Origin of the sequence: Lysinibacillus sp. ACHW1.5, assembly GCF_022014815.1 — a bacterium.
In the GTDB taxonomy this organism is placed as follows: Bacteria; Bacillota; Bacilli; order Bacillales_A; family Planococcaceae; genus Lysinibacillus; species Lysinibacillus capsici.
In genome coordinates this window covers 2,953,414-2,978,667 of record NZ_CP091777.1, presented here as the reverse complement: position 1 = coordinate 2,978,667, position 25,254 = coordinate 2,953,414, and the positions used below count along the sequence as shown (strand labels likewise).

Annotated in this window: 21 protein-coding genes; 12 read left to right on the top strand and 9 right to left on the bottom strand. The window is 37.8% G+C overall.

Annotation, left to right across the window (positions count from 1 at the left end):
• Positions 1-14: 14 nt before the first annotated feature.
• Entirely contained in the window at positions 15-1,274 is a 1,260-nt protein-coding gene (locus L6W14_RS14855) for a dicarboxylate/amino acid:cation symporter (RefSeq protein WP_131520567.1), read from the bottom strand.
• Between the two features lie 263 nt (positions 1,275-1,537).
• The gene (locus L6W14_RS14850) at positions 1,538-2,587 is read right to left on the bottom strand and encodes a TRAP transporter substrate-binding protein (protein WP_131520568.1); all 1,050 of its coding nucleotides are present in this window, start codon (positions 2,585-2,587) and stop codon (positions 1,538-1,540) included.
• 150 nt (positions 2,588-2,737) lie between these two features.
• On the opposite strand from L6W14_RS14850, the gene L6W14_RS14845 reads away from it, so the two are divergent.
• Together L6W14_RS14845 and L6W14_RS14840 are read left to right on the top strand one after the other, a co-directional pair.
• Positions 2,738-4,279, top strand: coding sequence for an ATP-binding protein (locus L6W14_RS14845; RefSeq protein ID WP_193767350.1), 1,542 nt, complete (start codon positions 2,738-2,740; stop codon positions 4,277-4,279).
• A gap of 18 nt (positions 4,280-4,297) precedes the next feature.
• Complete coding sequence (locus L6W14_RS14840; protein ID WP_016993520.1) at positions 4,298-4,999, top strand: response regulator; 702 nt, start codon at positions 4,298-4,300, stop codon at positions 4,997-4,999.
• 47 nt (positions 5,000-5,046) lie between these two features.
• Here L6W14_RS14840 and L6W14_RS14835 read toward each other — a convergent pair whose 3' ends face one another.
• The 4 genes from L6W14_RS14835 to L6W14_RS14820 all read right to left on the bottom strand — a co-directional run bounded on the left by L6W14_RS14835 (position 5,047) and on the right by L6W14_RS14820 (position 10,153).
• A complete protein-coding gene (locus L6W14_RS14835; RefSeq protein WP_048392210.1) occupies positions 5,047-6,015 on the bottom strand; it encodes a 4-hydroxy-3-methylbut-2-enyl diphosphate reductase in 969 nt (322 codons plus the stop codon).
• Between the two features lie 76 nt (positions 6,016-6,091).
• On the bottom strand, positions 6,092-6,586 hold the full coding sequence (vrrA, locus tag L6W14_RS14830; RefSeq protein WP_004227219.1) for a VrrA/YqfQ family protein: 495 nt from the start codon (positions 6,584-6,586) through the stop codon (positions 6,092-6,094).
• A gap of 161 nt (positions 6,587-6,747) precedes the next feature.
• The gene (locus L6W14_RS14825; protein WP_004227221.1) at positions 6,748-7,455 is read right to left on the bottom strand and encodes a response regulator transcription factor; all 708 of its coding nucleotides are present in this window, start codon (positions 7,453-7,455) and stop codon (positions 6,748-6,750) included.
• A complete protein-coding gene (locus tag L6W14_RS14820; RefSeq protein ID WP_237898266.1) occupies positions 7,448-10,153 on the bottom strand; it encodes a sensor histidine kinase in 2,706 nt (901 codons plus the stop codon). The genes L6W14_RS14825 and L6W14_RS14820 overlap by 8 nt, the downstream gene beginning before the upstream one ends.
• Before the next feature lie 373 nt (positions 10,154-10,526).
• Between L6W14_RS14820 and kdpA the strand changes: the two genes are divergently transcribed.
• Genes kdpA through kdpC form a run of 3 tightly spaced genes read left to right on the top strand, consistent with a single transcriptional unit; the run spans position 10,527 to position 14,956 of the window.
• Positions 10,527-12,221, top strand: a complete 1,695-nt coding sequence (gene kdpA / locus L6W14_RS14815) for a potassium-transporting ATPase subunit KdpA (RefSeq protein WP_131520571.1) — start codon at positions 10,527-10,529, stop codon at positions 12,219-12,221.
• A 15-nt stretch (positions 12,222-12,236) separates the two neighbouring features.
• Complete coding sequence (kdpB, locus tag L6W14_RS14810; protein WP_131520572.1) at positions 12,237-14,300, top strand: potassium-transporting ATPase subunit KdpB; 2,064 nt, start codon at positions 12,237-12,239, stop codon at positions 14,298-14,300.
• Positions 14,301-14,311: 11 nt separating this feature from the next.
• Entirely contained in the window at positions 14,312-14,956 is a 645-nt protein-coding gene (gene kdpC, locus L6W14_RS14805; protein WP_115674097.1) for a potassium-transporting ATPase subunit KdpC, read from the top strand.
• 50 nt (positions 14,957-15,006) lie between these two features.
• Here the strand turns inward: kdpC and L6W14_RS14800 are convergent, their stop codons facing one another.
• A complete protein-coding gene (locus L6W14_RS14800; protein WP_131520573.1) occupies positions 15,007-16,062 on the bottom strand; it encodes a 2,3-butanediol dehydrogenase in 1,056 nt (351 codons plus the stop codon).
• Positions 16,063-16,355: 293 nt separating this feature from the next.
• Here L6W14_RS14800 and L6W14_RS14795 point away from each other — a divergent pair, with 293 nt between their 5' ends.
• The gene (locus tag L6W14_RS14795) at positions 16,356-17,657 is read left to right on the top strand and encodes a DEAD/DEAH box helicase (protein ID WP_048392216.1); all 1,302 of its coding nucleotides are present in this window, start codon (positions 16,356-16,358) and stop codon (positions 17,655-17,657) included.
• A 12-nt stretch (positions 17,658-17,669) separates the two neighbouring features.
• Positions 17,670-18,563, top strand: a complete 894-nt coding sequence (locus L6W14_RS14790; RefSeq protein ID WP_131520574.1) for a deoxyribonuclease IV — start codon at positions 17,670-17,672, stop codon at positions 18,561-18,563.
• A gap of 44 nt (positions 18,564-18,607) precedes the next feature.
• Here L6W14_RS14790 and L6W14_RS14785 read toward each other — a convergent pair whose 3' ends face one another.
• A complete protein-coding gene (locus L6W14_RS14785; protein WP_004227236.1) occupies positions 18,608-18,844 on the bottom strand; it encodes a Nif11 family protein in 237 nt (78 codons plus the stop codon).
• 165 nt (positions 18,845-19,009) lie between these two features.
• On the opposite strand from L6W14_RS14785, the gene L6W14_RS14780 reads away from it, so the two are divergent.
• The 3 genes from L6W14_RS14780 to L6W14_RS14770 are packed head-to-tail and all read left to right on the top strand — an operon-like array spanning position 19,010 to position 21,058.
• Positions 19,010-19,756: a metal ABC transporter ATP-binding protein gene (locus L6W14_RS14780; RefSeq protein ID WP_131520575.1), complete on the top strand. Its 747-nt coding sequence runs from the start codon at positions 19,010-19,012 to the stop codon at positions 19,754-19,756.
• 13 nt (positions 19,757-19,769) lie between these two features.
• Complete coding sequence (locus L6W14_RS14775) at positions 19,770-20,633, top strand: metal ABC transporter permease (RefSeq protein ID WP_131520576.1); 864 nt, start codon at positions 19,770-19,772, stop codon at positions 20,631-20,633.
• On the top strand, positions 20,630-21,058 hold the full coding sequence (locus L6W14_RS14770; protein WP_004227247.1) for a Fur family transcriptional regulator: 429 nt from the start codon (positions 20,630-20,632) through the stop codon (positions 21,056-21,058). Before L6W14_RS14775 ends, L6W14_RS14770 begins: the two co-directional genes overlap by 4 nt.
• Positions 21,059-21,122: 64 nt before the next feature.
• On the opposite strand, the gene L6W14_RS14765 is transcribed toward L6W14_RS14770, so the two are convergent.
• A complete protein-coding gene (locus tag L6W14_RS14765; protein WP_048392221.1) occupies positions 21,123-21,506 on the bottom strand; it encodes a hypothetical protein in 384 nt (127 codons plus the stop codon).
• A 531-nt stretch (positions 21,507-22,037) separates the two neighbouring features.
• Between L6W14_RS14765 and L6W14_RS14760 the strand changes: the two genes are divergently transcribed.
• Together L6W14_RS14760 and L6W14_RS14755 are read left to right on the top strand one after the other, a co-directional pair.
• The gene (locus L6W14_RS14760; protein ID WP_237898043.1) at positions 22,038-23,387 is read left to right on the top strand and encodes an IS1182-like element ISBsp5 family transposase; all 1,350 of its coding nucleotides are present in this window, start codon (positions 22,038-22,040) and stop codon (positions 23,385-23,387) included.
• Positions 23,388-23,733: 346 nt separating this feature from the next.
• Complete coding sequence (locus L6W14_RS14755; protein ID WP_237898043.1) at positions 23,734-25,083, top strand: IS1182-like element ISBsp5 family transposase; 1,350 nt, start codon at positions 23,734-23,736, stop codon at positions 25,081-25,083.
• Positions 25,084-25,254 lie beyond the last annotated feature (171 nt).

Genomic DNA, 25,254 nt, shown 5'->3' with positions numbered 1-25,254 from the left:
CAGCCCTTTTCATTTTAGGACATTTGGGTATGACCGGACAGAGCACGCTTTTCCTGCTCTGTATCAAATTCTTTTTCCATTTTTGACACGACCACTGTTGCTACACCATTACCAATTAGATTTGTAACTGCACGTGCTTCTGACATGAAGCGATCGACGCCGATTAAAAGGGCAATCCCCTCTACTGGGATCATCGGGAATGCTGCTAATGTTGCTGCAAGTGTAATAAAGCCAGAGCCTGTTACACCAGCTGCCCCTTTAGAAGTAAGCATTAAGATGGCTAATAACGTAATTTGATGCCAAACATCTAAATCCACACCATAGGCTTGCGCAATAAAGATAGCAGCCATTGATAAGTAAATGGATGTTCCATCTAAGTTAAATGAATAGCCTGTAGGAATCACTAGCCCTACCACTTGCTTTGAACAACCATAGTTTTCAAGCTTACGCATCATGGAAGGTAATGCAGATTCAGATGAAGATGTTCCGATAACGATAAAGATTTCATCTTTAATGTACTTGATAAATTTAAAAATACTAAAGCCGAAGTAATGGGTAATCAATCCAATGATCACAACAATAAAAATGAACATTGTCATGTAAACAGATAGCATTAAAAATCCTAAGTTTCCTAATGATTTAAGTCCAAAATTTCCGATTGTATAACTCATGGCACCAAACGCACCAATAGGAGAAATTTTCATCACCATGTTAACGATTTTAAAGAAAATATCTGCAACTTGCTCGAAAAATTTAATAACAGGTTTAGCTGGTTCTCCAATCGCCGCCGCAGCTAGTCCAAATAAAACAGCTGAGAACAAGACTGGTAATAATTCACCATTTGCTAAAGCACCAACTACATTTTCAGGAATAATTTGCATAACAAATGCACCTAAACCATGCTCTGCAGCCGCAGCGTCTGTATATTGTGAAACATCAGCACCGCTTGCTGCATCTGTATTAAAACCTTTACCTGGTTGAACAATATTGACAACGATTAAGCCAATTGCAAGGGCAAAAGTTGAAACAATTTCAAAATAAATTAAAGCTTTTCCACCAATTTTACCAACCTTTTTGACATCCCCCATGCTACCAATGCCGATTACGACTGTTAAGAAGATAATTGGTGCTATTAACATTTTAATAAGTTTAATAAATATATCCGCCAAGATTTTGAGCTTTGCCCCGAATTCTGGGAATGTTGCTCCGATGATAATCCCTAGCACAATGGCGATCAATACTTGTACTGTTAAGTTTTTAAAATTTATCCGCATATAGTTCTCCCCCTACAACATCTATGAATATTGTGTGAACGCTTTCATGTGGTTATCATAGCTGAAATTTTCCGACAATAGTGTTTATGACCGTAATGGTTGTATTGTTCATTTTGTTCATTCTGAGAGGAAAAGAAGTTAAGGCTAGTAATATCAAGGGTTTTAAGCTGTTTTATAGTAGTTGTAAGATTGGTGAATCTATTATAATACAAAAGAAAAAATCCTTACGTATTGTAAGGATTTTTCATTAATGAACAAAAGTATTAAGGAGCAACGATTTTTTTAATCTCTGCTAAGATTTGATCGTTTTGAAGATGGGCTCTATAAAAATCATAAACAGGTGCAAGTTGTTCCTTAAAGCGCTGTCTTTCTTGGGGACTCATTGTATACACATCAAAATCATCTAGCTGTTTCAGCTTGTCCATATCTTGTTCATTCATAAGTTCAGCCTGCTCAAATTGCCAATCGGTTGTTTCTTTCATAGCATCCAACAACTGATGCTGAATTTTGATAGGTAAAGAATTCCAAAAGGTTTCATTCATTAACACAGCATAGCCTAAAATTCCATGCTGGGTGATCGTCATATGCTTTTGTACTTTGTAAAAACCCTTTGAATAGATATTTGAAGCGGTATTTTCTTGTGCATCTATTGCATGCTTCTCTAAATCCGAAAAGACCTCACTAAAAGAAATAGGTATAGGTGTTGCTTTGACCACTTCAAATTGCTTTTCTAATGTTTTACTTGGCATCGTACGCACTCGTAAGCCCTGCAAATCTTCAAAAGTATGAATAGGCTGCTTAACAGAGGTTAGATGCTTAAACCCATTGTACCAAAAGCCAAGCCCTTTAATATGGAACGGCTCTAGCTCATTCACCAATTGTTCACCAATAGAACCCGTTAGGACTTCCTTTACTTGCTCATTTGTATTAAATAGAAAGGGTAAATCAAGCACTTGCCAATTAGGAACATAAGCTGTCATTTTAGAAAAAGTAGGAATGATCATTTCCACTTCTCCCTTTTGCAATGCCTGAAATTCATTTTCATCATTAAATAAAGAGGAGTTGGAGTAGACATGTACTTTGACCCTCCCATTTGTTTTTTCTTCTACTAGCTCAGCAAATTTGTTGGCAGCTTGACCTTTAGGGGTATTTTCAGCGACGACATGACTTAAGTGAATTGTTATCTGTGTGTCTAAACCCTTTTGCTCATCATCATAGGGAAGCGGCTTGGCGAATAGTAATCCTTGCTGAACACTGATAGTGAGGATTAACACAAACACAGTTATAATCGTTCCAATAATAAATTTTTTCATTGTATACACCCAATTAATTCGTATTTTCTGATGTTTTTGTTATTCTAACATATGGAGTAAGCTAAAATATAGTAGGAGGGAGGCGGTCAGTTGAAATTTCAGAAGTTATCCATGCAAAGAAAAATTATGTCTCTAACTTTTTTTATTCTCATGCTTTCCTTTAGCATTGGCGGTACCTTTTTGTTAGGTTTTGTCATGAATGAGCAAAAGACCAAACTAAGTGATCAAGCACTTCTTGTAGCAAAAACCGTCTCACAGCTTCCTGAAATAAAAACATATATTGCTAGTGAAAATTACTATGATGCCGTACAGCATATTAATCCTGTTGTAGAAGAAATCCGTGATATCAATGGGGCAAAATATATTGTTGTTCTTGATATGCAACGACGAAAATATTCTCATCCTAATAGCCAGGAACTTGGTCGAATATCACAATCTGGAGATTTAAACGCTGCTTTTTCAGAGCATTACTATACGTCGATTGCACGTGGGGAACATGGTAATATGGTTCGTGCGTTTGTTCCGATTATGAATCATGAAGGACAACAAATAGGTGTTACAGTAGTAGGGTACAGTGTTCTTACGGTAGTGGAGTTACTGCAAACAATGCAAACCGAACTAATGATTACTGTTCTATTATCGTTACTATTTAGTGCATGGGGAGCACGAACATTGGGGCTTCATATGAAAAAGCAAATGTTTGGATTAGAGCCGCATGAAATTGCCAAAATGTATGTAGAACGTACAGAAACGTTTAATGCCATGCACGAAGGCATCATTGCTATCGATAATGATTTGACCATAACGATTTTTAATGAAAAAGCCTGTGATATCTTAGGCGTTTATGAAAAACCCTCTACATTGATAGGACAGAAAATCTTTCATGTCTTGCCAGATACACGACTTCCTGAAATTTTAGAGCTGGATCAGCCGTTATTTAATCGTGAGCTGTATATTAATAATCATAGTATTATGAGTAATCGAATTCCAATACAGGTGAATGGCGAAACTGTTGGTGCAGTGGCCATGTTTAAAGACCGTACGGAAGTGAAAAAGCTTGCCGAAGAATTAACAGGCGTTAGAGCATTTGTCCAAGCCCTTCGTGTACAAACACATGAACATAAAAATAAACTGCATACGATAGCGGGTCTTTTACAGCTAGGTCATCATGAACAGGCACTTTCCTACTTAACACAAGTGAAGGAAGAGCATGATGAAATCACTAACTTTTTAAACGAACGAATAAAAAATGAAAATATTTCTGGGCTATTGCTCAGTAAAATTTCCTATGCGAAGGAACAAGGAATTCGTTTGGAAATTGACCGTGAAAGCCGATTAACATCATTTCCAGCTAATTTGGATCATCATGATTTCGTCATTCTCTTTGGTAATTTGATAGAAAATGCGTTTGATGCATTAAAGGATGTACAGGTCGAGGAGAAGGTGATTCATGTTTCTGTGGATGAAGATGATGACGTTTTAGCCATATTAGTAACCGATAATGGTGTTGGCATGACGGAAGAGGTCAAACAGCACATTTTTGATAATGGTTATTCTACAAAAGAGAAAAACTACCGTGGAATAGGATTATTTTTAATAAAGGAAATTGTCGAAAAAGGGCAGGGTGACATCGAAGTCATCAGTGAGCCGAACAAAGGAACAAGTTTTTTAATCACCTTTTATTATTCATAATGGGATGGAGGGCTAGCAGTGGCACAAATCAGGGTATTATTAATAGAGGATGATCCAATGGTACGAGAGGTAAATCGTCAATTTATTGAAAAGGTAGAGCATTTTCAAGTGGTTGGACAGGCACCTAATGGGTTAGAAGGCATTACGCAAATTTGCCAACTGAAGCCTGATTTAGTTTTTATGGATATTTTTATGCCAGAGCAAGATGGTATTACAAGCTTACGCAAAATACGTGAGCTCGATCTACCAGTAGATGTTATTACCGTGACAGCCGCAAATGATATGGAGACAGTGAAACAGATACTGCATCTAGGTGTTTTTGATTATATTATGAAGCCCTTTTCTTTTGAACGTGTTAAAGGGACACTTGACAATTATTTACGCTTTAACAAGCAAACTCAAACAGAACGAGAGCTCACACAGGGAGAATTAGATCAGTTATTTCATTATCGTGATGGACAAACCATGTTGGATCAATCTGTTACATTGAAATCCGAAAAAAATCTCCCAAAAGGTTTTAATCGTACAACACTTGAAAAAGTTGTGCACTTTTTACAATCGGTGGATGGTGCCTCAGCGGAAGAAGTAGCCAGTGGAATTGGCATTGCCCGCGTAACAGCTAGAAGATATTTAGATTACCTCGAAAAACAAGAGGAAATCACAATGGATGTCCATTATGGTGGCATTGGTCGTCCTATAAACTATTACTTTAGTAAATAAAGAAAATCCTGATTGTCAAAATGACCATCAGGATTTTTTGCGAGTAATTAATAAGGCATAATTTTATCAACAGGTGTTGGTGTCTTAATCTTTGGCAGAATTTTATCTAGTGTTACTGTACGCTTAATCTCGTGTGTAGATGGATCATTTTCATCAAATTGATCAAGGAAGTTAATAACCTCTTTTACAATTGGTGTTGGCGTAGAAGCACCTGCTGTTACAGCAACGATGTTGATACCTTTTAACCATTCTACTTTTAGCTCTGAAACATCTGCAATTCGATAGGATGGTGTTCCTGCAATTTCTACAGAAACTTGTGTTAAGCGGTTCGAGTTATTAGATTTAGGATCACCTACAACAATAAGTAAATCCGCTTCACCTGCTTGCTGTGCAACAGCCTCTTGACGGACTTGTGTAGCTAAACAGATCTCTTTGTGTACCTCAATATGTGGGAATTTTTCTTTTAAACTATCCATTAAATGGGCGACATCCCATTGGCTCATTGTCGTTTGATTTGTGACAAGTAATTTATCATTCGTTAATTGTAAAGCATCAATATCGTTAGAAGACTGTACTAAGTGGACATGATCTGGGGCAACGCCAATAGCACCCTCTGGTTCGGGATGTCCTTTTTTACCAATATAAATAATGTCATAGCCTTCTGCTGATTTTTCACGAATTAAATCGTGGGTAACTGTTACATCAGGACATGTAGCATCAATGGACACTAAGCCTTTTCGCTTCGCAATCTCACGAATTTCCGGTGAAACACCATGTGCTGTAAAAATGACAGTACCTGTTTCAACTTGTTCAATAATTTCTAGGCGGTTATCACCATCTAACGTGATGATCCCATCCTCTTCAAACGCATCTGTGACGTGTTTATTATGCACAATCATCCCTAAGATGTAGATAGGTCTTGGTAATGTTTTATCAAGTGCGGCGTTACGAGCGATCACCATCGCATCCACAACACCGTAGCAATAGCCACGTGGATTAATTTTTAATACTTGCATGGTGGTTGTGACTCCTTTCAAGCTTACCTATCTACATTATAACGGACAGTGACAGTGAATACAAAGAAACGTTCATTTACATTGGTGGTTGGAAAATACGTGGTTTAGATGGAAGTGGCTCGGGAGGCGTAAATGATGCACTTTGCCTAGATGACCGTCTACTTCCAGCAGCCTTACTATCGCTTCCTGCTGCTTCTGTTGCTCCACCGCCAGCGGAAGGAAGTCCTTGGAATCCTTTATACAATTTTAAAAGTGATGGAATATTTTTCACCATCGGCATAGCTTGTTGGATATAGGGGGTATAGGTTTTGGCTGTATTAAATAAACTGTTGGCTTGCTGTAAAAATGAACCGACTTTTGAAGCTTCTTGCACAGGTGGCATCGGCATTTGCCCTCCAAATGAACCTATTCCATTAGCCATTGGAAAGCCGCCTGGAATTCGTGGTTGAACAGGGAAGCCTCCAGGCGGGAAAAAGGACTGTGGTGACATCTGTGGAGGTGTTTGCATGGGCATGGGCATTCTCATGCCACCCGGATACATTGGGTATGGATAAGGTGGTCGAAATACCATAATGATCTCCTTTCTACTTGTTTTTCATTGATGACATACCTGACTATAGCTATGATATGCAAAGGCTAATAGGAGGGTTCAATAAAGCTACATAAAAGCAAAATGTAATATGGAATTTGTAAAGTAGAAGTCCAAATACAGCTAGACCTTAGGCTCCATATTCATTCATCCTCTTCATGATAGCGAAGCATTCGATAGCCTACCCGTACATGTGTCTGAATAAGTTTGGGCTGTGCTGGATTAACTTCTATTTTTTTTCGAAGTGTAGCCATAAATACTCGTAAACTTGGAACATCTGATTGAAGAGCGTTTTGCCAGATTTCCTTTAAAATATAATTATGTGTTAGAACTTTCCCAACATTTTTGGATAAAACAATTAAAAGTTTATATTCAATCGGCGTCACATGTATTTCTTTTCCATTTACAAATACTGTATGATCAACATAATTAATTTGAAGATAACCATTTGTGAAAATGGGATTCTCTTTTTCAAGTGGTTGTTCATAGGCCATTCTTCTTAAGGCAACCCGAATTCTTGCTAATAATTCTTCCACACTAAATGGCTTTGTTACATAATCATCTGCACCTGCATCCAAAGCATTAATTTTATCATGTTCTTCTCCACGAGCACTTACGACGATAATTGGTGTTTGATTCCAACTTCTAATTTTTGTGATTAGTTCTACGCCATCTATGTCTGGTAGACCTAAATCTAAAATAAAAACGTCAGGTTTTATGGTAAGAGCCTTTTGAAGGGCACTATTACCATCACGTGCAATGTCGAATTCATAATGGTTTGTCGCTAATGTCATTTTGATTAAATTGGCAATTGCTACATCGTCCTCAACTACTAGAATTCTTTTACTCATCAAATTTCATTACTCCTTTTTTCAGCGAAAAGTTAAAAATCGTTCCTTGTGGTTTATTATCTGAAACGTTTATGCTGCTACCATGTAATTTTAAAATTGTTTGACAGAGTGCTAAGCCTAAACCAAGACCACGTCTACTATCACTGCGTTGTACTTTTCCAGTTGTAAATGGCTCAAACAAGCTACTTTTTAAAGCGTCATCGATTCCAGGCCCATTGTCAGAAATACTAAAACTTACGAATCCATCTGATTCTTTCACTATGATCGTAATGGCACTACCTGGTGGGGTGTAAGTCAATGCATTATCGATGATATTAATGAAAACTTGTATGATGAGTCGAGCATCCATTAAAGCAAATAAAAACTCAGGTTTAATTTCATAAGATATTTTATGTGTATTGTTTTGACGAATAACATGGGAAAGTGCCTCTTGAATAATATCTTCTACTAGTTCAATTTGCATTTCTAACGCAAATTGCCCATCCTCTAACTTAGATACAGCTAGTAAATTTTCAACCATTTGTACAAGCCATTTTGAATTTTTATAAATATCTTCATACAATTTATTTTTTTCAATCTCTGGTATTAGTGGTGCATTGTTGAGTAAGATATCTGCATTTCCAGAGATAGCAGTGAGTGGTGTCCTAAGGTCATGAGAGATTGCACGTAAAAGGTTAGCTCGCATCTGTTCCATTTCAGCTTCTCGCGCTACTTCCTCATTAAGTTTCTGTAAATACCATTTATCCAAAGCGAATGAAAAATCATTAATAATGGCGTGCAAAATATTGCGCTCAAATGCAGGCAATGGGGAGACTTTAGATAGGGCAATACCTATAACACCCTTCACATCTCCATTAGAAATAACAGGTATATAATAAGCGTTCACTTCAGGAAAGATGTCTGTAGATACACCTGCTACATGCCTATTATTTGTAACCCAACTAACAACACCACATTCATTTGGATTATCGAAAAGTACAGCTATTTTTTGATTTTCACTACTAGACATTGTTTCAGTACGAAAGAAAGATGATTTCTCAATTACCTGGTTATTTATTTCGAAAAATTGTACAGGCTTTTCTACTAATTTAACAATTTGAGACATGCCTTCAACTATTATTTCTTCAATAGACTTAGCATGTTGAAGCCTACGATTTGTTTCAAGGAGCACCTCCATTCGATAAGATTTACGAATGGCTATAATGGTTTGCTCCTTTATCTTCTTTGTTAAGCTACTCGTAATTACGCCAGAGATAAACATGATAAAAAATGTCATTGGATAGTCACGATGATAAGCATCAAATGAAAATCGAGGCTCTGTAAAAAAGTAATTAAAAAGTAAGACAGCAATAATGGAGTTAATAATACTCATCATCGATCCAGTTGACCAAATAGCAAGGATGAGGACCCCTAAAATGTAAATTGTAATGATGTTTGACTCGCTTATACCTATTGAATATAGATATAAGCCGACAATTGATATGAAGCAAAATACGATAAACATTTTGAACAAATCAAGCCATTCAAATGATAATTTATTACTTATACTAGGAAAATAAAATGGTTCATTTTCTTGATCTGGTACTATGTGTAAGGCTAAGTTCGGAACAAATTCATTCAGGCGGTCACTTATTTTTGTGCTTGGTCGCCACCATTTTTTCCTCATACTTGTTCGTCCGATAACAAGTTTCGTGACCCCACTAATTTGAGCATAATTAGCAAGGGCTGCTGCTACGTCGTCTTCTTGAACGATGACGACATGGCCGCCAAGCTGTTCCACAAGTTTAATGTGTTGTTGTAATCGTTCTGAATTTGCACTACTTCCTTCTTGCTCCTGCAGGTTTTGTACATAAAGAGCAGTAAATTTACCGTGTAATGCTTGTGCAAGTCTTGCAGTGGTTCTAATAACTTTTGCATTTGTAGGAGAGCTACTGATACCAACTAGTAGGTGTTCTTCAATTTGTACAGGGTGTTTGACAGATTCATGGTTGTTTATTTGTTTATAGTTGATTGTATCCGCTGCTCTACGTAATGCGATTTCTCGTAATGATACTAAATTTTGTTTACGGAAAAAAGAATGCAGTGCTTTTTCCGCTTGTTGTTTTGCATAAACTTTACCTTCTTGTAGGCGTTGTATTAGTTCATCTGGTTCAATATCTACAACTTTTATTTGAGATGCTTGATCAATTAAGTAATCAGGGATACGCTCTCGTACTTTAATGTCAGTAATTTCTTCTACTAAGTCATGAAGGCTTTCAATATGTTGAATATTTACAGTTGTATAAACATGAATCCCCTTTGACAGTAGTTCTTCAACATCTCCAAAACGCTTCTTGTGCCGCATTGTTGGAACATTGGAATGTGCCAATTCATCGATAAGAACAATTTCTGGCTTGCGCTGCAATACGGCATCAATATCTAATTCATAAAAAGCTTTTCCTCTATAGCTTATTTTTTTCGTCGGAATTTGCTCAAGCCCTTCTAGTAAAGCTAACGTATCTGGACGAGGATGCGGTTCTACATAGCCAACCACCACATCTTTACCTAATTTTTGAGCTTGATGTGCTGCATCTAACATTGCGTAAGTTTTACCTACTCCAGCAGCATAACCGAGAAAGATTTTTAAATTCCCTAAAATTTGTTGCTCCTGTTGAAGTCTAGCTAAAAACATCTCAGGAGTTGGACGTGTATTTTCCATCCTCGTTCACCTCATTTGTATTATAGCGTTAACTCCCATTAAGAAAGTATAAAGATTTTGCCTCTTTATGCTTTCTTAATAGAAAAGTAGATTTCCTAACACTACATTAATTTGAAAGTCAGTATGATGAGAACAACCTAAATGAAGGAGGGGTATTTTATTGATGGACTTTTATATGGTTGTATTGTTACTGATAAGCTTCGGAAGTCTTTTGTCATTAACTACATGGTGCTTCAAGCTAGTGGATGAGCAATAAGGAGGAGATAGGAATGTGGATTTTTATCGGGATTGTACTTGTATTCTTGTTTGGTTATCTAGGGCATGCATTACTTTGTCCTGAAAATTATTAAAGGCTGTTAGGAGGTAATGCACTATGTGGCAAATAGCCATAGTATTAATTATTTATTTACCGCTCGTTATCTTAACTGGGCATTATCTATATCGAGTAACATTACATCAAAAAACATGGCTTGATCCTATTTTAGACAAAGTTGATGCAGTAATTTATAAATTGTGTGGCATTAAACAAGTAGATATGAATGGTAAAGAATATGTACTTTCATTAATACTTTCAAATGCAATTATGGTTTTTATTGGATATTTTTTGTTGCGCATTCAATCATTCCTGTTTTTAAATCCAAATAATATTAGCAATATGGAAGCTACACTTTCATTTAACACAATCATTTCTTTTATAACCAACACAAATCTTCAACATTATAGCGGTGAATCTGGACTCAGTTATTTATCACAGATGCTAGTCATTATCTTCATGATGTTTACATCTGCAGCTACTGGTTATGCAGCTTGTATGGCGTTCTGTCGTCGCCTTGTTGCGAAAACAGATACTATTGGGAATTTCTTTATTGATTTTGTTCGTGTTATTACGCGTATTTTAATGCCTATCTCCATCGTTGTTGCCATTATTTTAGTATCTCAAGGGACACCACAAACCTTAAGTGCAAATAAAACAGTACAAACAATCGAAGGAAAATTACAAGATATTGCACTTGGACCTGTTGCTTCTCTAGAATCGATTAAGCATATAGGTACGAATGGTGGGGGCTTTAACGGAGCCAATTCAACAACACCTTTTGAAAATCCAACCGTTCTCTCAAATATAGTGGAGATGTTATCGATGATGCTATTGCCGGGCGCTTGTGTAGTTGCCTTTAGTTTGATGATTGCTTATAGAAAAAAGAAAACTATTTTTGGAAAACAAGGTTTAGCTATTTTTGCAGCAATGAGTATATTGTTTCTACTCGGATTAGTGACTGTGTACATAGCAGAGAAGGCTGGTAATCCAATTATAAGTGAACTCGGTATAACACAGGAGCTAGGGAGCATGGAAGGAAAAGAAATGCGTTTTGGAGTAGTACAATCAGCATTATTTACCACTGTCACTACTGCGTTTACAACAGGATCTGTTAACAATATGCACGATACATTGACGCCTCTTGGGGGTCTAGTACCGATGTTTAATATGATGCTAAATGTTGTGTTTGGTGGTAAAGGGGTCGGCCTGATGAACATGATGATGTATGTTCTACTAACAATTTTTATTGCCTGTTTAATGATTGGGCGATCTCCTCAGTTTTTAGGTAAAAAGATTGAAGAGAAAGAAATGAAATTAATTGCTCTATGCATTTTGATTCATCCGGCTATTATTTTGCTATTTTCAGCACTAGCAGTTGTAACACCAACAGGAATAGCAGGGATAACGAATCCAGGTGCTCACGGATTATCACAGGTTTTATATGAATTTGCTTCAGCCTCTGCCAACAACGGCTCAGGGTTCGAAGGGTTAGCAGATAACTCCACATTTTGGAACGTGACAACAGGACTTGCAATGTTCTTTGGACGATATTTAACCATTATCATTCAACTTGCGATTGCGTCACTACTTGCCAAAAAATTTTGGCACAGTGATTCAAAAGGAACATTAAAAACGGATAATACTACTTTTACTTTTTTACTAGTGGCTATCGTTTTAATGATTGGTGCCCTAACATTTTTACCAGCTTTAGCACTTGGTCCAATTACAGAGCATTTACAACTTTATTCTTAATGGAGGAGAGAGCATATGGAAACAGTAAGAAAGAGTTTTTTGACAAGTAAGATGCTGAAAAATGCAATGATAGACGCTTTAAAAAAGTTTAGTCCCACTTATATGCTAAAAAATCCTGTTATGTTTGTTGTAGAAGTAGGATTTTTGTTTGTGGTGCTATTAGTTCTTTTTCCAAATATGTTTGGGAGTGTAGTTGAAGAACACGCTCGATTATACAATGGAATAGTTGCTATCCTACTTTTTGTTACAATTCTATTTGCTAATTTTGCAGAGTCAATTGCAGAAGGAAGAGGTAAAGCACAAGTTCAAACTTTAAAAAAAACAAAGACAGTGACACAGGCTCGTGTGTTGCTTCATGATGGTACGGAAATCCTTAAACAGGCCAATGACCTAAAAAAAGGAGATATTGTATTAGTTCAAGCTGGAGAGGTAATTCCAAATGATGGGGAAGTCATTGATGGCATTGCTACTGTGGATGAATCGGCAATAACAGGTGAATCTGCCCCTGTTGTAAAAGAACGAGGCGGCGATTTTTCATCCGTTACGGGTGGTACGACGGTTACGAGTGATTGGTTGATGATTGAAATTACTTCATTGCCTGGCGAATCATTTCTGGATAAAATGATTTCGCTTATTGAAGGGGCTAGCCGTAAGAAAACACCAAATGAAATAGCCCTTAATACACTTCTAGTAAGTTTAACAATTATCTTTCTGTTAGTGGTAGTGTCCCTCTATCCAATGACTATGTATTTGAATGTGCCAATTTCTATCGCAACATTAATAGCACTTACAGTTTGTTTAATTCCTACAACGATTGGTGGATTATTATCCGCAATTGGTATTGCAGGTATGGATAGGGTAACACAATTTAACGTCATCGCAATGTCTGGGAGAGCGGTGGAAGCCTGTGGAGATGTGGATACATTAATCTTAGATAAGACTGGCACGATAACATATGGCAATCGAATGGCAGCTGAGTTTCTACCAGTAAAAGGAGTTGCCAGGGAAGAGTTAATGCAAGCTGCATGGCTTAGTTCTCTAACAGATGATACACCTGAGGGAAAATCTATCTTATCGCTTGCTTGCGAATTAGGGGTGAATACGGACGGTGAAAAAAGCATTATCCAGACAAGTAAACATATTCCCTTTACTGCACAAACACGAATGAGTGGCTTGGATAGGGTGGATGGCACAAAAATTCGAAAAGGTGCCTATGATACGATAAAAAGAGAGAGTTTGAAGGCAGGGTACAGTATTCCTTCAAATCTAGAGTTGCTGGTTCAACAAGTATCTACAGTAGGGGGGACGCCTCTGGTCGTAGCACTGAATGATAAAATTTTAGGCGTTATTTATCTAAAGGATATTGTCAAGGCTGGGCTAAAGGAACGTTTTGAACAGCTTCGTGAAATGGGGATTAAAACCATTATGTGTACAGGAGATAATCCACTTACAGCAGCAGCCATTGCAAAGGAAGCTGGAGTAGATAGCTTTATCGCAGAAAGCAAACCTGAGGATAAGATTCAAGTCATTAAGGATGAACAGGCACAAGGGAAGGTAGTAGCAATGACTGGTGATGGTACAAATGATGCACCAGCGTTAGCGCAGGCCAATGTTGGTCTTGCAATGAATTCAGGTACAAATGCAGCAAAAGAAGCAGCTAATATGGTTGATTTAGATTCAAATCCAACTAAAATTATTGAAATTGTAGAGATAGGGAAGCAGCTTCTGATGACACGTGGCGCTTTAACAACATTTAGTATCGCTAACGATATAGCAAAATATTTTGCCATCATACCTGCTATGTTGATGGTGGCTGTACCTGAGATGAGCGCATTAAACATAATGAAACTTAATTCTTCAACAAGTGCGATTATTTCTGCCTTAATTTTTAATGCAGTCATTATTCCCTTGTTAATTCCAATTGCAATAAAGGGAGTAACGTATAAACCAATGAGTGCTACAAAACTTTTGAATAAAAATTTATTAGTCTATGGTATAGGTGGTATTATAGCTCCTTTTATTGGGATTAAGTTAATTGACATACTAGTTGGTCCACTATGCCGTAGTTTTGGGCTATAGGAGGAAGGTACATGCGAAAACTATTTATGAACTTAAAGCAAGCAATTCTTATTACAATAACAATGTTTATACTGTGTGGGCTAATCTACCCTTTTGCGGTGACTGCTTTAGCTCAAGGATTACTCCATCATCAAGCAAATGGTAGTTTACTAGAAATCAATGGTAAAGCTGTTGGTTCAGAACTGATCGGTCAATCCTTTTCAGCACCATCATATTTCTGGGGACGTGTTTCAGCCATTCATTATAATGTTTATACTGAGGATGATACGGTACCAGACAAAAATGGTCAGTTAAATTATAGTGGTGTGACTTCTGGAACTTTTAACTATGCACCATCTAATCCAGAATTGAAGAAGCGAATTGAAGCAGATATCAAGAAGTTTCTACTTGCAAACCCAACAGTAAAACGCCAAGATATACCTGCAGATTTAATGACAGCTTCTGGCTCAGGGCTGGATCCACATATTAGTGTGAAGGCTGCAAACATTCAAGTGAAGCGCATTGCCCTAGCAAGCGGTCTTTCAGAAGAAGAGATTGAAAAAATCATTGAAGAAAATACGGAGAAACGAACACTAGGAATCTTTGGAGAAAATAAAGTGAACGTTCTAATGGCGAATTTAACTATCATGAAAAAAATGGATAATAGACAAGAATAATAACTATAAAATCAGGTAGAGAAATGCTTTATTCTCTACCTGATCGTATTTTATGCTTGAGAATTTACAAGAATTTTAATATGATTACGTTCCTTCATTAATGCTTCAAAGCCTTCTGTTACCACTTCATCAAGAGCAATTCGTTTCGTAACAAGCTTGTCTGCAGGGAAGTAACCTTGTGTCATCAGCTCCATTACGGCTGGGAAAATATCGCGGTAGGCAATAATTCCTTTGACTGTACGTTCTGATAGAACGATATTGTTCGGTTGGATAGCAGCTGTAGACTCCCAAATCGACACGATGATTGTTTCACCTTCAAAAGTTGTTGAGTCAATAGCTTGTTGTAATACCACAGGAACGCCCGTTACTTCAAAGGCAACATCTACACCACCATTTGTTAATTCATGTAGACGCGCAACGGCATCTTCATCTTTAGGGTTAATAACGGCTGTTGCACCAAGTTCTAAAGCTTTTGCGGCACGCTCTGCTGAAAGCTCTACAGCATAGATTTCTGCTGCGCCTGCTGCACGTAATGCTTCAATGACAAGAAGCCCGATTGGTCCAGTTCCAAAGACGGCAGCTTTGTCACCGGCTTTTAATTTACTTTGACGCACGGCATGTAGAGCGACTGCTGCTGGTTCTACAAGTGCTCCTTGCTCATAAGAAAGCCCTTCTGGCATTTTGTGAACCATTTTCTCATCTACCATTGTATATTCGGAGAATCCTCCGCCACCGCCTGAAAGACCGTGGAAACCTAAATGTTTACAAATATTATATTTACCTTTTTTACAGGCAGCACATTCGCCACATGCAAGGATTGGTTCTACTACTACAGGATCACCGATTTTAACAGATGTAACACCATCGCCAATTTCAACTACTTCACCTGAAAATTCATGTCCCATTACAATAGGTGCTATGTCTTTACTTACATAGTGAGGTTGCTCCACTGGAATAAAGATTGGCCCAGCTGCGTATTCATGTAAATCACTACCACAAATCCCTGTCCAATGTACTTTGATTTTTACTTTTCCAGGTGCGATGACTGGTTCTTCAATGTTTTCTACACGGATGTCTTTTGCTTTATACCATCTTGCTGCTTTCATAATCTACCAACCTCCCATAATATCTTACAGCTCTATCATAACATGTGGGGAATCTGCTAATCATTAGTTCCCTATAAATTGACATAAAAATTACATATTACAAGCGTTTTCGAACATTGTTACAGCGCTTTTTTGATTGCATATTCTGCGTATTTCAAGTACCTTTGATAAGGGCTTTGTTACGGTGATAATAAAACATTAAAAATATGTTTATGCTAGTAAGAAATAGGACGTAAATATACCTTAAAGTTCGAATCATGGTACAATGAAAAAGATGTTAGGAGGAACGAATGATGTCAAAATATACTGATTATAATTTTCAGCCATTTTTGCAGGACGCCATTGCAAATCTTGGCTTTACAGAACCGACACCAATTCAAAAAGAAATTATTCCGCTTTTATTAAAAGGGAAAAGTGCTATTGGACAGGCACATACAGGAACAGGGAAAACACATAGTTTTTTAATTCCAATTGTTCAACGTATTGATGTAGAAAAACAGGAAGTACAGGCCGTTATTACTTCTCCTACACGAGAGTTAGCACAGCAAATTTTTGATGCATTAAATCAATTAATAGAAGGAACTGCTATTCAAGCAAAACTATTTATTGGGGGTACGGACAAACAACGCTCCATTGATAAATTAAAAACACAGCCACAAATTGTTGTTGGGACACCAGGTCGTATTCGTGACCTTGTTTCAGCACAAGCGTTATTTGTGCATACAGCACCAATTTTAGTTGTCGATGAAGCGGATCTAGCTTTTGATATGGGCTTCATTGAAGAGATTGATGGATTTGCTTCCCAGATGCCAGAAAAGCTTGAAATGTATGTTTTTTCTGCAACAATTCCAGAAAAACTTCAGCCATTTTTAAAGAAATATATGGAAGCGCCAGTGCATGTCCATATGAATGATAAACGACCAGTGGCAGAAGGCATCGATTTTGTACTTGTACCAGTGCGCTCAAAATCGCGTAATAAACGTTTATTAGAAGTCATTGAGGGCATTAATCCCTTTTTAGCTGTTATCTTTACCAACACACGTAAAACAGCAGAACATGTTGCTGGCTACTTAAATGAGCATGGTATCCGTTGTGGCCAAATTCACGGTGATTTAAGTCCACGTGATCGTAAAAAAATGATGAAGCAAATCCGTGATCTTGACTACCAATACATTGTAGCAACTGACTTAGCTGCTCGTGGTATTGATATCCAAGGCATTTCTCATGTTATTAACTACGAGATTCCAGAAGACTTAGAATTCTTTATTCACCGCGTTGGTCGAACAGCGCGTGCAGGCAATAAAGGGACAGCCATTACTTTATTTGAGCCATCAGACGAGGATGCAGTAGTGCGCGTAGAAAAAATGGGCATTCCTTTTGTGCAAAAAGATGTAAAAGATGGCGAATGGTCAGAGTTAAAAGAGCGTCATGCCCGTAAAAATCGTGTGAAGCAAGAGAATGAAATTGATGTGAAAGCAAAAGCGTTGGTACGTAAGCCTAAAAAGGTAAAACCTGGCTATAAACGTAATATGAAGTGGGAAATGGAAAAAATTAAAAAACGTGAACGTCGCTTAAAGGCACGCGGTAAAAAATAAGGGGGCTTTTACATGTTACTTGGCTCACATGTTTCGATGAGCGGGAAAGAAATGCTACTTGGCTCTAGTAAAGAGGCACTGTCATACGGAGCCAATACATTTATGATTTATACTGGAGCACCGCAAAATACACGTCGCAAAGCCATTGCTGACTTAAACATTATGAATGGACTCCTGCATATGAAAGAGCATGGGATGACCAATATTGTTGTACATGCACCTTACATTATTAATATTGGCAATACGGAAAAACCAGAAACATTCCGTCTCGGTGTAGATTTTCTACAATCGGAAATTGAACGTACTGCTGCACTGGAGGCAACGCAAATTGTTTTACACCCTGGTGCCCATGTAGGAGCTGGTGCTGATGCTGGTATTGCTAAAATTATTGAAGGTTTGAATGAGGTATTATCTCAGAACTATCCCGTTCAAATTGCATTAGAAACCATGGCAGGGAAGGGAACAGAATGTGGACGTTCCTTTGAAGAACTTGCTAAAATTATTGATGGTGTAACGAATAACGAGCGACTTTCTATATGCTTTGATACCTGTCATACACATGATGCTGGCTATAATATCGTGGAAGATTTTGATGGTGTATTAAACGAATTTGATAAAATGATAGGCGTGGAACGCATTAAAGTATTGCATATCAATGACTCCAAAAATGTGCGCGGTGCAGGTAAGGATCGTCACGAAAATATTGGCTTTGGTCATATTGGGTTTGATGCCCTTAACTATGTCGTACACCATCCACAATTAATGGATGTTCCTAAAATTTTAGAAACACCCTTTGTCCCTCTCAAGAGTGACGCTAAATCTAAGGTAGCTCCGTATAAAGTGGAAATCGATATGTTACGAAGCGGTACTTTTAAACCTGAGCATATTGAAGCTTTAAAAGGCTAACAGAAATAACCCGAAATCAGGCTAGTTCTGATTTCGGGCTTTTTTTATTTTGTAAACAAGGCGATGAGTTGACGAGAGCGCTTTCTTCCTAAAACGGCCTCCACTTCAACAAGAATATCTTTAGGAATCCCTAAAAATAGCCAAGAAAATGAGAATTGCTCCAAATAAGGTCGAAGTTTTTTTACTTCAGAAGTCGTAATGCTAAAGCCTTCTTCACGAGCAATCGCGACAATTTCCTTATCCGTGCTTTGTGCTAATTGCTGTAAAAATTGAATACTCAAAGTCAATCCTCCTTTATCTCATTAATTTTCACGAAATCATTTATACACTTGCAATCAGCTATTCGAAAAAGCATCCATCTTCTTTTCTTTACAAAAACTGCACTTTCCTTTATACTTACAATTTGTAAATCGTAATGATTTTGAATTAGAAAGAAGCGATCATGCATGAAAACAACACTTATTGACATTGAAAATGTGTCATTTCAATATGACTATACGCAAGTTTTAAAAAACATTTCTTTTCGTGTAGAAGAGGGAGATTTTTTAGCACTTCTCGGCCCAAATGGTTCGGGAAAATCAACATTATTAAAAATTATTTTAGGTTTGCTGAAACCTTTATCCGGAGACATAAAATTATTTGGTGAACCAAGTGCAAATTTTAAGCACCGTGAATGGATTGGCTATGTCTCGCAAAAATCCAATGCCTTTAATTCTGGGTTCCCGGCAACCGTGCAAGAGGTCGTGAAAAGTGGATTAACGAAAAAATTAGGGCTTTTTAAAAGACCTGGCCGAGATGCCAAAGACAAAGTTCAAGAAGCTTTAAAGGCAGTTGGTATGGATGCTTATATGAATCGCAACATTGGAGAACTATCTGGTGGACAACAACAACGTGTTTTTATTGCAAGAGCTTTAGTCAGTGATCCCAAACTGCTCATTTTAGATGAGCCAACTGTCGGCATTGATCACGAGAATGTGCAGTCATTTTATGATATGCTGGCGAAATTAAATCGGGAACAAGGAATTACGATGATTCTTGTCACACACGATGTCGATACGGTATCGAATCGTATTAGCCATGTGGCATGTTTGAATCAAACGATTCACTTCCACGGCTATAAAAATGAATTTGATAATATTTCTCAGGATGCGCTAGACGCTTGGTATGGCCATTCCGTGAGAAAGATTCATTAGAAGGAGCAGGCATATGATTGAAGCAATTTTACATTATGAATTTTTACAAAATGCCTTTTTCTCTGGATTATTAATTGGCATACTTGCGCCCCTGCTAGGTGTGTTTATTGTTGTACGTAGGCTATCCTTGATTGCGGATGCTTTGTCGCATGTAACACTTGCTGGAATTGCTGGGAGCTTATACATTAGTCAATCAGTAACAGCCTTAGCAATGCTCAATCCTATTTATCTAGGAATACTAGCCTCTGTGAGTGGCTCTGTCTTGATTGAGCGTTTAAGACGTTTGTATAAGCACTATGAGGAGCTTGCCATTCCTATTATCATGTCAGGTGGTATTGGGATTAGCGCCATCTTTATTTCACTTGCCAGTGGTTTTAGCACAGATTTAATGAGTTATTTATTCGGCTCAGTTTCGGCTGTATCTCGTCAAGACTTATGGGTAGTGATTGGCATTGCTGCCATTGTGATAATCTTTTTGTTTTTATTTTTTAAAGAATTATTTGTTTTGTCTTTTGATGAGGAATATGCAAAAGCTAGTGGACTTCCAGCTCGTTGGGTTCATCTTTTATTTATGATTGTCACAGCGCTTGTCATTGCGGCAAGTATGCGCATAGTTGGTATTTTACTTGTATCATCTCTAATGACATTGCCTGTTGCAGCAGCAATGCGCTTAGCAAAGGGCTTTAAGCAAACCATCATTTATGCCATTGTTTTTGGAGAAACAGCTGTACTAATTGGTCTAATTAGCGCATTTTATATGGATTTAGCGCCAGGAGGCACGATTGTTGTCACTTCTATTCTGATTTTGTTACTTGTAATCCTAGGGAAGAAAGTAGCCTTTAAAATAGCTGCAAAGCAGGGGGAGGTAGCGCAATGAATATTTCAAGAGCGTGGGAAATATTAAAGGAAAATGGCTATAAAAAAACAGATAAACGGGAGTTAATATTAGATATGTTTGCAGCAACAGATAAATATCTAACAGCCCGTGATTTATTGGATGTTTTAAAAAAAGATTTTCCGGGAATGAGTTTTGATACTATTTATCGTAACCTTGCTACTTTTGTGAAACTTGGGATATTAGAAGAAACAGAGCTATCAGGGGAACGTAATTTCCGTATGCACTGTGAATCTGCGCATCATCACCATCATTTTATCTGTATGGACTGTGGCAACGTCAAAGAGCTTAATCTTTGTCCAATGGAAATGTTAGGTGAAAAATTGCCTGATTATGAAATTGAAAATCATAAGTTTGAAATATACGGTAAATGTCCTGATTGTAAGCATGAAACTCTGTCACATTAAATGTTGACAGAGTTTTTTTCTATGTAAGAAGAGGGTGCCAATAGAAGGCTACCCTCTAAAAGGATTAAGCTACTGCCACTCGACGAATCGCAACAATTTTATTGCAATCTACAATTAAAGGAGAAGCAGCTGCTGCACCTGGCTCAAGGAAGTATGCACAGCAATTTCTTGGATCGAAGGAAATGAAAGTCACACCTAAGAAGCTAATACCTCCAGATAAGAAGATATCTAGTGTAGTAGCTAGCTCTAATTTTCTTAATTGGTGACAAATACAGCCTCTACAGTTGCTGCTCATTCTTGGTGTACATTTTTCTTCTTTTTTACAGTGACATTTTTCCTCTTTTTGGCAATGGCATTTTTCAACTTTACGTTGACAGCATTTTTCCTCTTTTTTAGGACATTTACAGCCTTGCCAGTTCATATGTGACATATATCTTTTATCTTCCATTGTCTAGACCTCCCTTCCTCTAGTTTCGTAAGGGTAACCCTTACAGTAATAATCTATGTTTGGTGCATAGCTAGAGGCTGGCGATATGTCCGATAGGCTGCTTAAAAATCTATATTTTTCTCAAAAACTTTTGCAATGTGTAAAGCCCTAAGCTGAAATATTGCTATAAACATCTAATCAAGCTAATGGTATGGGAATAGATTTCTGATTTCCTTCTACAAGCGCGAAAAAAAGATGAATCTTTACATTTCTGTAAAGATTCATCTCAGACTGTAGACAAACTCAATGAATTTTGAGTTTGCCTACAGTCTTTTTTCTTTTACAATAAAATAAAGTAAAGCCGTTGATTTCCACTACGGGCGGACGCTTTCCGCGGGCGGGGTCGAGCTGCTTCCCTCGCTTCGCTCAGTCCAGGATCTCGACTTTCCCGCTTTTCCCGCAGGAGTCGCCACCCTTCGTTCCAATCAACTCCTACATAAAGAATTCCTTATTCATCTATTGATAAAAAGTACACTTTCGAGGTGATTAACCATGATGACGAAAAATCAAATCAATGAACGTGAACAATTAGAAATGTTAACGATTGATCAATTAGTTCCCCAAGATCATTTAGTACGAAAACTAGAGGCGGCTATTGATTTTTCATTTATCTATCCTTTAGTAGAACATCTCTATTCACCTAATGGGCGTCCTAGTATTGATCCTGTTGTTCTCTTTAAAATGACGTTTATTCAGTACGTTTTTGGTATACGGTCCATGCGTCAAACCATCAAAGAAATTGAAACGAATATGGCGTATCGTTGGTTTTTAGGATTTGGCTTCCATACAGAAGTTCCGCATTTCTCTACCTTTGGTAAAAATTATGTCCGTCGCTTTCAAGACACTGATATATTTGAGCAGATATTCTATCGTATATTAAAAGAGATTATGCATCAAGGACTCCTCCATGCAGACCATTTATTTATCGATTCTACGCATGTGAAAGCGAGTGCGAATAAACGAAAGTATGATAAAAAAGTTGTGCGAAAAGAAACACGGGCTTATGAAGAGAAACTTCAATTAGAGTTAAATATTGATCGTGAGGAACATGGAAAAAAGCCCTTTTCCCCGGAGAAATTTGAAAAAGAAGAATGGAAAGAAATAAAGGAAAGCACGACAGATCCTGAAAGTGGGTATTACGTGAAGGATGAACGTACGAAACAGTTTGCGTATTCTTTTCATGCAGCGACAGATGAAAAGGGCTTTGTCTTAGGTGCCATTGTGACTCCGGGAAATGTGCACGATAGCCATGTATTGCAGCCACTTGTTGAAAGAGTCATTCAAAACGTTCAAAAACCAATCGCTGTTGCGGCAGATGCAGCCTATAAAACACCAGCGATTACGAACTTTTTATTAGAGAATCAAATGTTGCCTGTTCTTCCGTATACACGTCCTAAAACGAAAGATGGATTCTTCCGAAAGCACGAGTATATATATGACGAGCACTATAATTGTTATCTTTGCCCACAAGGGCAGATATTGAAGTATGCAACAACGACGAAAGAAGGATATCGGCAATATAAATCGAATCCTTTGATTTGTGCGAAGTGTCCAAGCCTTTCCCAGTGTACAGAAAGTAAGCATCATCAAAAACTCATTCAACGCCATATCTGGGAGTCGTATGTGGAGGAAGCTGAACATTTACGCCATTCCTATGACATCAAACAAATCTATGCAAAGCGCAAAGAAACGATTGAGCGTGTCTTTGCCGATGCAAAAGAAAAGCATGGTATGCGATGGACAACCTTAAGAGGTCTGAAAAAATTGTCCATGCAGGCGATGCTTACTTTTGCTGCCATGAATTTAAAGAAACTGGCTACTTGGACGTGGCAAGTAGCTTAAGAGAGCAACTATGCTCGAAGCGTATGTTGGATTTGGTAATGTATGACCAAATATCAAGACGACATAGGAAGAAAAATGATAAAAGCCCTTGAGAGTGAACTTCTCGAGGGCTTTTGTCTACAGTCTTTTTTCTTTTACAATAAAATAAAGTAAAGCCGTTGATTTCCACTACGGGCGGACGCTTTCCGCGGGCGGGGTCGAGCTGCTTCCCTCGCTTCGCTCAGTCCAGGATCTCGACTTTCCCGCTTTTCCCGCAGGAGTCGCCACCCTTCGTTCCAATCAACTCCTACATAAAGAATTCCTTATTCATCTATTGATAAAAAGTACACTTTCGAGGTGATTAACCATGATGACGAAAAATCAAATCAATGAACGTGAACAATTAGAAATGTTAACGATTGATCAATTAGTTCCCCAAGATCATTTAGTACGAAAACTAGAGGCGGCTATTGATTTTTCATTTATCTATCCTTTAGTAGAACATCTCTATTCACCTAATGGGCGTCCTAGTATTGATCCTGTTGTTCTCTTTAAAATGACGTTTATTCAGTACGTTTTTGGTATACGGTCCATGCGTCAAACCATCAAAGAAATTGAAACGAATATGGCGTATCGTTGGTTTTTAGGATTTGGCTTCCATACAGAAGTTCCGCATTTCTCTACCTTTGGTAAAAATTATGTCCGTCGCTTTCAAGACACTGATATATTTGAGCAGATATTCTATCGTATATTAAAAGAGATTATGCATCAAGGACTCCTCCATGCAGACCATTTATTTATCGATTCTACGCATGTGAAAGCGAGTGCGAATAAACGAAAGTATGATAAAAAAGTTGTGCGAAAAGAAACACGGGCTTATGAAGAGAAACTTCAATTAGAGTTAAATATTGATCGTGAGGAACATGGAAAAAAGCCCTTTTCCCCGGAGAAATTTGAAAAAGAAGAATGGAAAGAAATAAAGGAAAGCACGACAGATCCTGAAAGTGGGTATTACGTGAAGGATGAACGTACGAAACAGTTTGCGTATTCTTTTCATGCAGCGACAGATGAAAAGGGCTTTGTCTTAGGTGCCATTGTGACTCCGGGAAATGTGCACGATAGCCATGTATTGCAGCCACTTGTTGAAAGAGTCATTCAAAACGTTCAAAAACCAATCGCTGTTGCGGCAGATGCAGCCTATAAAACACCAGCGATTACGAACTTTTTATTAGAGAATCAAATGTTGCCTGTTCTTCCGTATACACGTCCTAAAACGAAAGATGGATTCTTCCGAAAGCACGAGTATATATATGACGAGCACTATAATTGTTATCTTTGCCCACAAGGGCAGATATTGAAGTATGCAACAACGACGAAAGAAGGATATCGGCAATATAAATCGAATCCTTTGATTTGTGCGAAGTGTCCAAGCCTTTCCCAGTGTACAGAAAGTAAGCATCATCAAAAACTCATTCAACGCCATATCTGGGAGTCGTATGTGGAGGAAGCTGAACATTTACGCCATTCCTATGACATCAAACAAATCTATGCAAAGCGCAAAGAAACGATTGAGCGTGTCTTTGCCGATGCAAAAGAAAAGCATGGTATGCGATGGACAACCTTAAGAGGTCTGAAAAAATTGTCCATGCAGGCGATGCTTACTTTTGCTGCCATGAATTTAAAGAAACTGGCTACTTGGACGTGGCAAGTAGCTTAAGAGAGCAACTATGCTCGAAGCGTATGTTGGATTTGGTAATGTATGACCAAATATCAAGACGACATAGGAAGAAAAATGATAAAAGCCCTTGAGAGTGAACTTCTCGAGGGCTTTTGTCTACAGTCTGAGATGAATCTTTACATTTCTGTAAAGATTCATCTTTTAAATAGA

Excerpts from the sequence above, each read along its gene's own strand:
- L6W14_RS14855 (WP_131520567.1), bottom strand. The coding sequence starts at position 1,274 with ATGCGGATAAATTTTAAAAACTTAACAGTACAAGTATTGATCGCCATT.
- L6W14_RS14850 (WP_131520568.1), bottom strand. The coding sequence starts at position 2,587 with ATGAAAAAATTTATTATTGGAACGATTATAACTGTGTTTGTGTTAATC.
- L6W14_RS14845 (WP_193767350.1), top strand. The coding sequence starts at position 2,738 with ATGCTTTCCTTTAGCATTGGCGGTACCTTTTTGTTAGGTTTTGTCATG.
- L6W14_RS14835 (WP_048392210.1), bottom strand. The coding sequence starts at position 6,015 with ATGCAAGTATTAAAAATTAATCCACGTGGCTATTGCTACGGTGTTGTG.
- vrrA (WP_004227219.1), bottom strand. The coding sequence starts at position 6,586 with ATGGTATTTCGACCACCTTATCCATACCCAATGTATCCGGGTGGCATG.
- L6W14_RS14825 (WP_004227221.1), bottom strand. The coding sequence starts at position 7,455 with ATGAGTAAAAGAATTCTAGTAGTTGAGGACGATGTAGCAATTGCCAAT.
- L6W14_RS14820 (WP_237898266.1), bottom strand. The coding sequence starts at position 10,153 with ATGGAAAATACACGTCCAACTCCTGAGATGTTTTTAGCTAGACTTCAA.
- kdpA (WP_131520571.1), top strand. The coding sequence starts at position 10,527 with ATGTGGCAAATAGCCATAGTATTAATTATTTATTTACCGCTCGTTATC.
- kdpB (WP_131520572.1), top strand. The coding sequence starts at position 12,237 with ATGGAAACAGTAAGAAAGAGTTTTTTGACAAGTAAGATGCTGAAAAAT.
- kdpC (WP_115674097.1), top strand. The coding sequence starts at position 14,312 with ATGCGAAAACTATTTATGAACTTAAAGCAAGCAATTCTTATTACAATA.
- L6W14_RS14800 (WP_131520573.1), bottom strand. The coding sequence starts at position 16,062 with ATGAAAGCAGCAAGATGGTATAAAGCAAAAGACATCCGTGTAGAAAAC.
- L6W14_RS14795 (WP_048392216.1), top strand. The coding sequence starts at position 16,356 with ATGTCAAAATATACTGATTATAATTTTCAGCCATTTTTGCAGGACGCC.
- L6W14_RS14790 (WP_131520574.1), top strand. The coding sequence starts at position 17,670 with ATGTTACTTGGCTCACATGTTTCGATGAGCGGGAAAGAAATGCTACTT.
- L6W14_RS14780 (WP_131520575.1), top strand. The coding sequence starts at position 19,010 with ATGAAAACAACACTTATTGACATTGAAAATGTGTCATTTCAATATGAC.
- L6W14_RS14775 (WP_131520576.1), top strand. The coding sequence starts at position 19,770 with ATGATTGAAGCAATTTTACATTATGAATTTTTACAAAATGCCTTTTTC.
- L6W14_RS14770 (WP_004227247.1), top strand. The coding sequence starts at position 20,630 with ATGAATATTTCAAGAGCGTGGGAAATATTAAAGGAAAATGGCTATAAA.
- L6W14_RS14765 (WP_048392221.1), bottom strand. The coding sequence starts at position 21,506 with ATGGAAGATAAAAGATATATGTCACATATGAACTGGCAAGGCTGTAAA.
- L6W14_RS14760 (WP_237898043.1), top strand. The coding sequence starts at position 22,038 with ATGATGACGAAAAATCAAATCAATGAACGTGAACAATTAGAAATGTTA.
- L6W14_RS14755 (WP_237898043.1), top strand. The coding sequence starts at position 23,734 with ATGATGACGAAAAATCAAATCAATGAACGTGAACAATTAGAAATGTTA.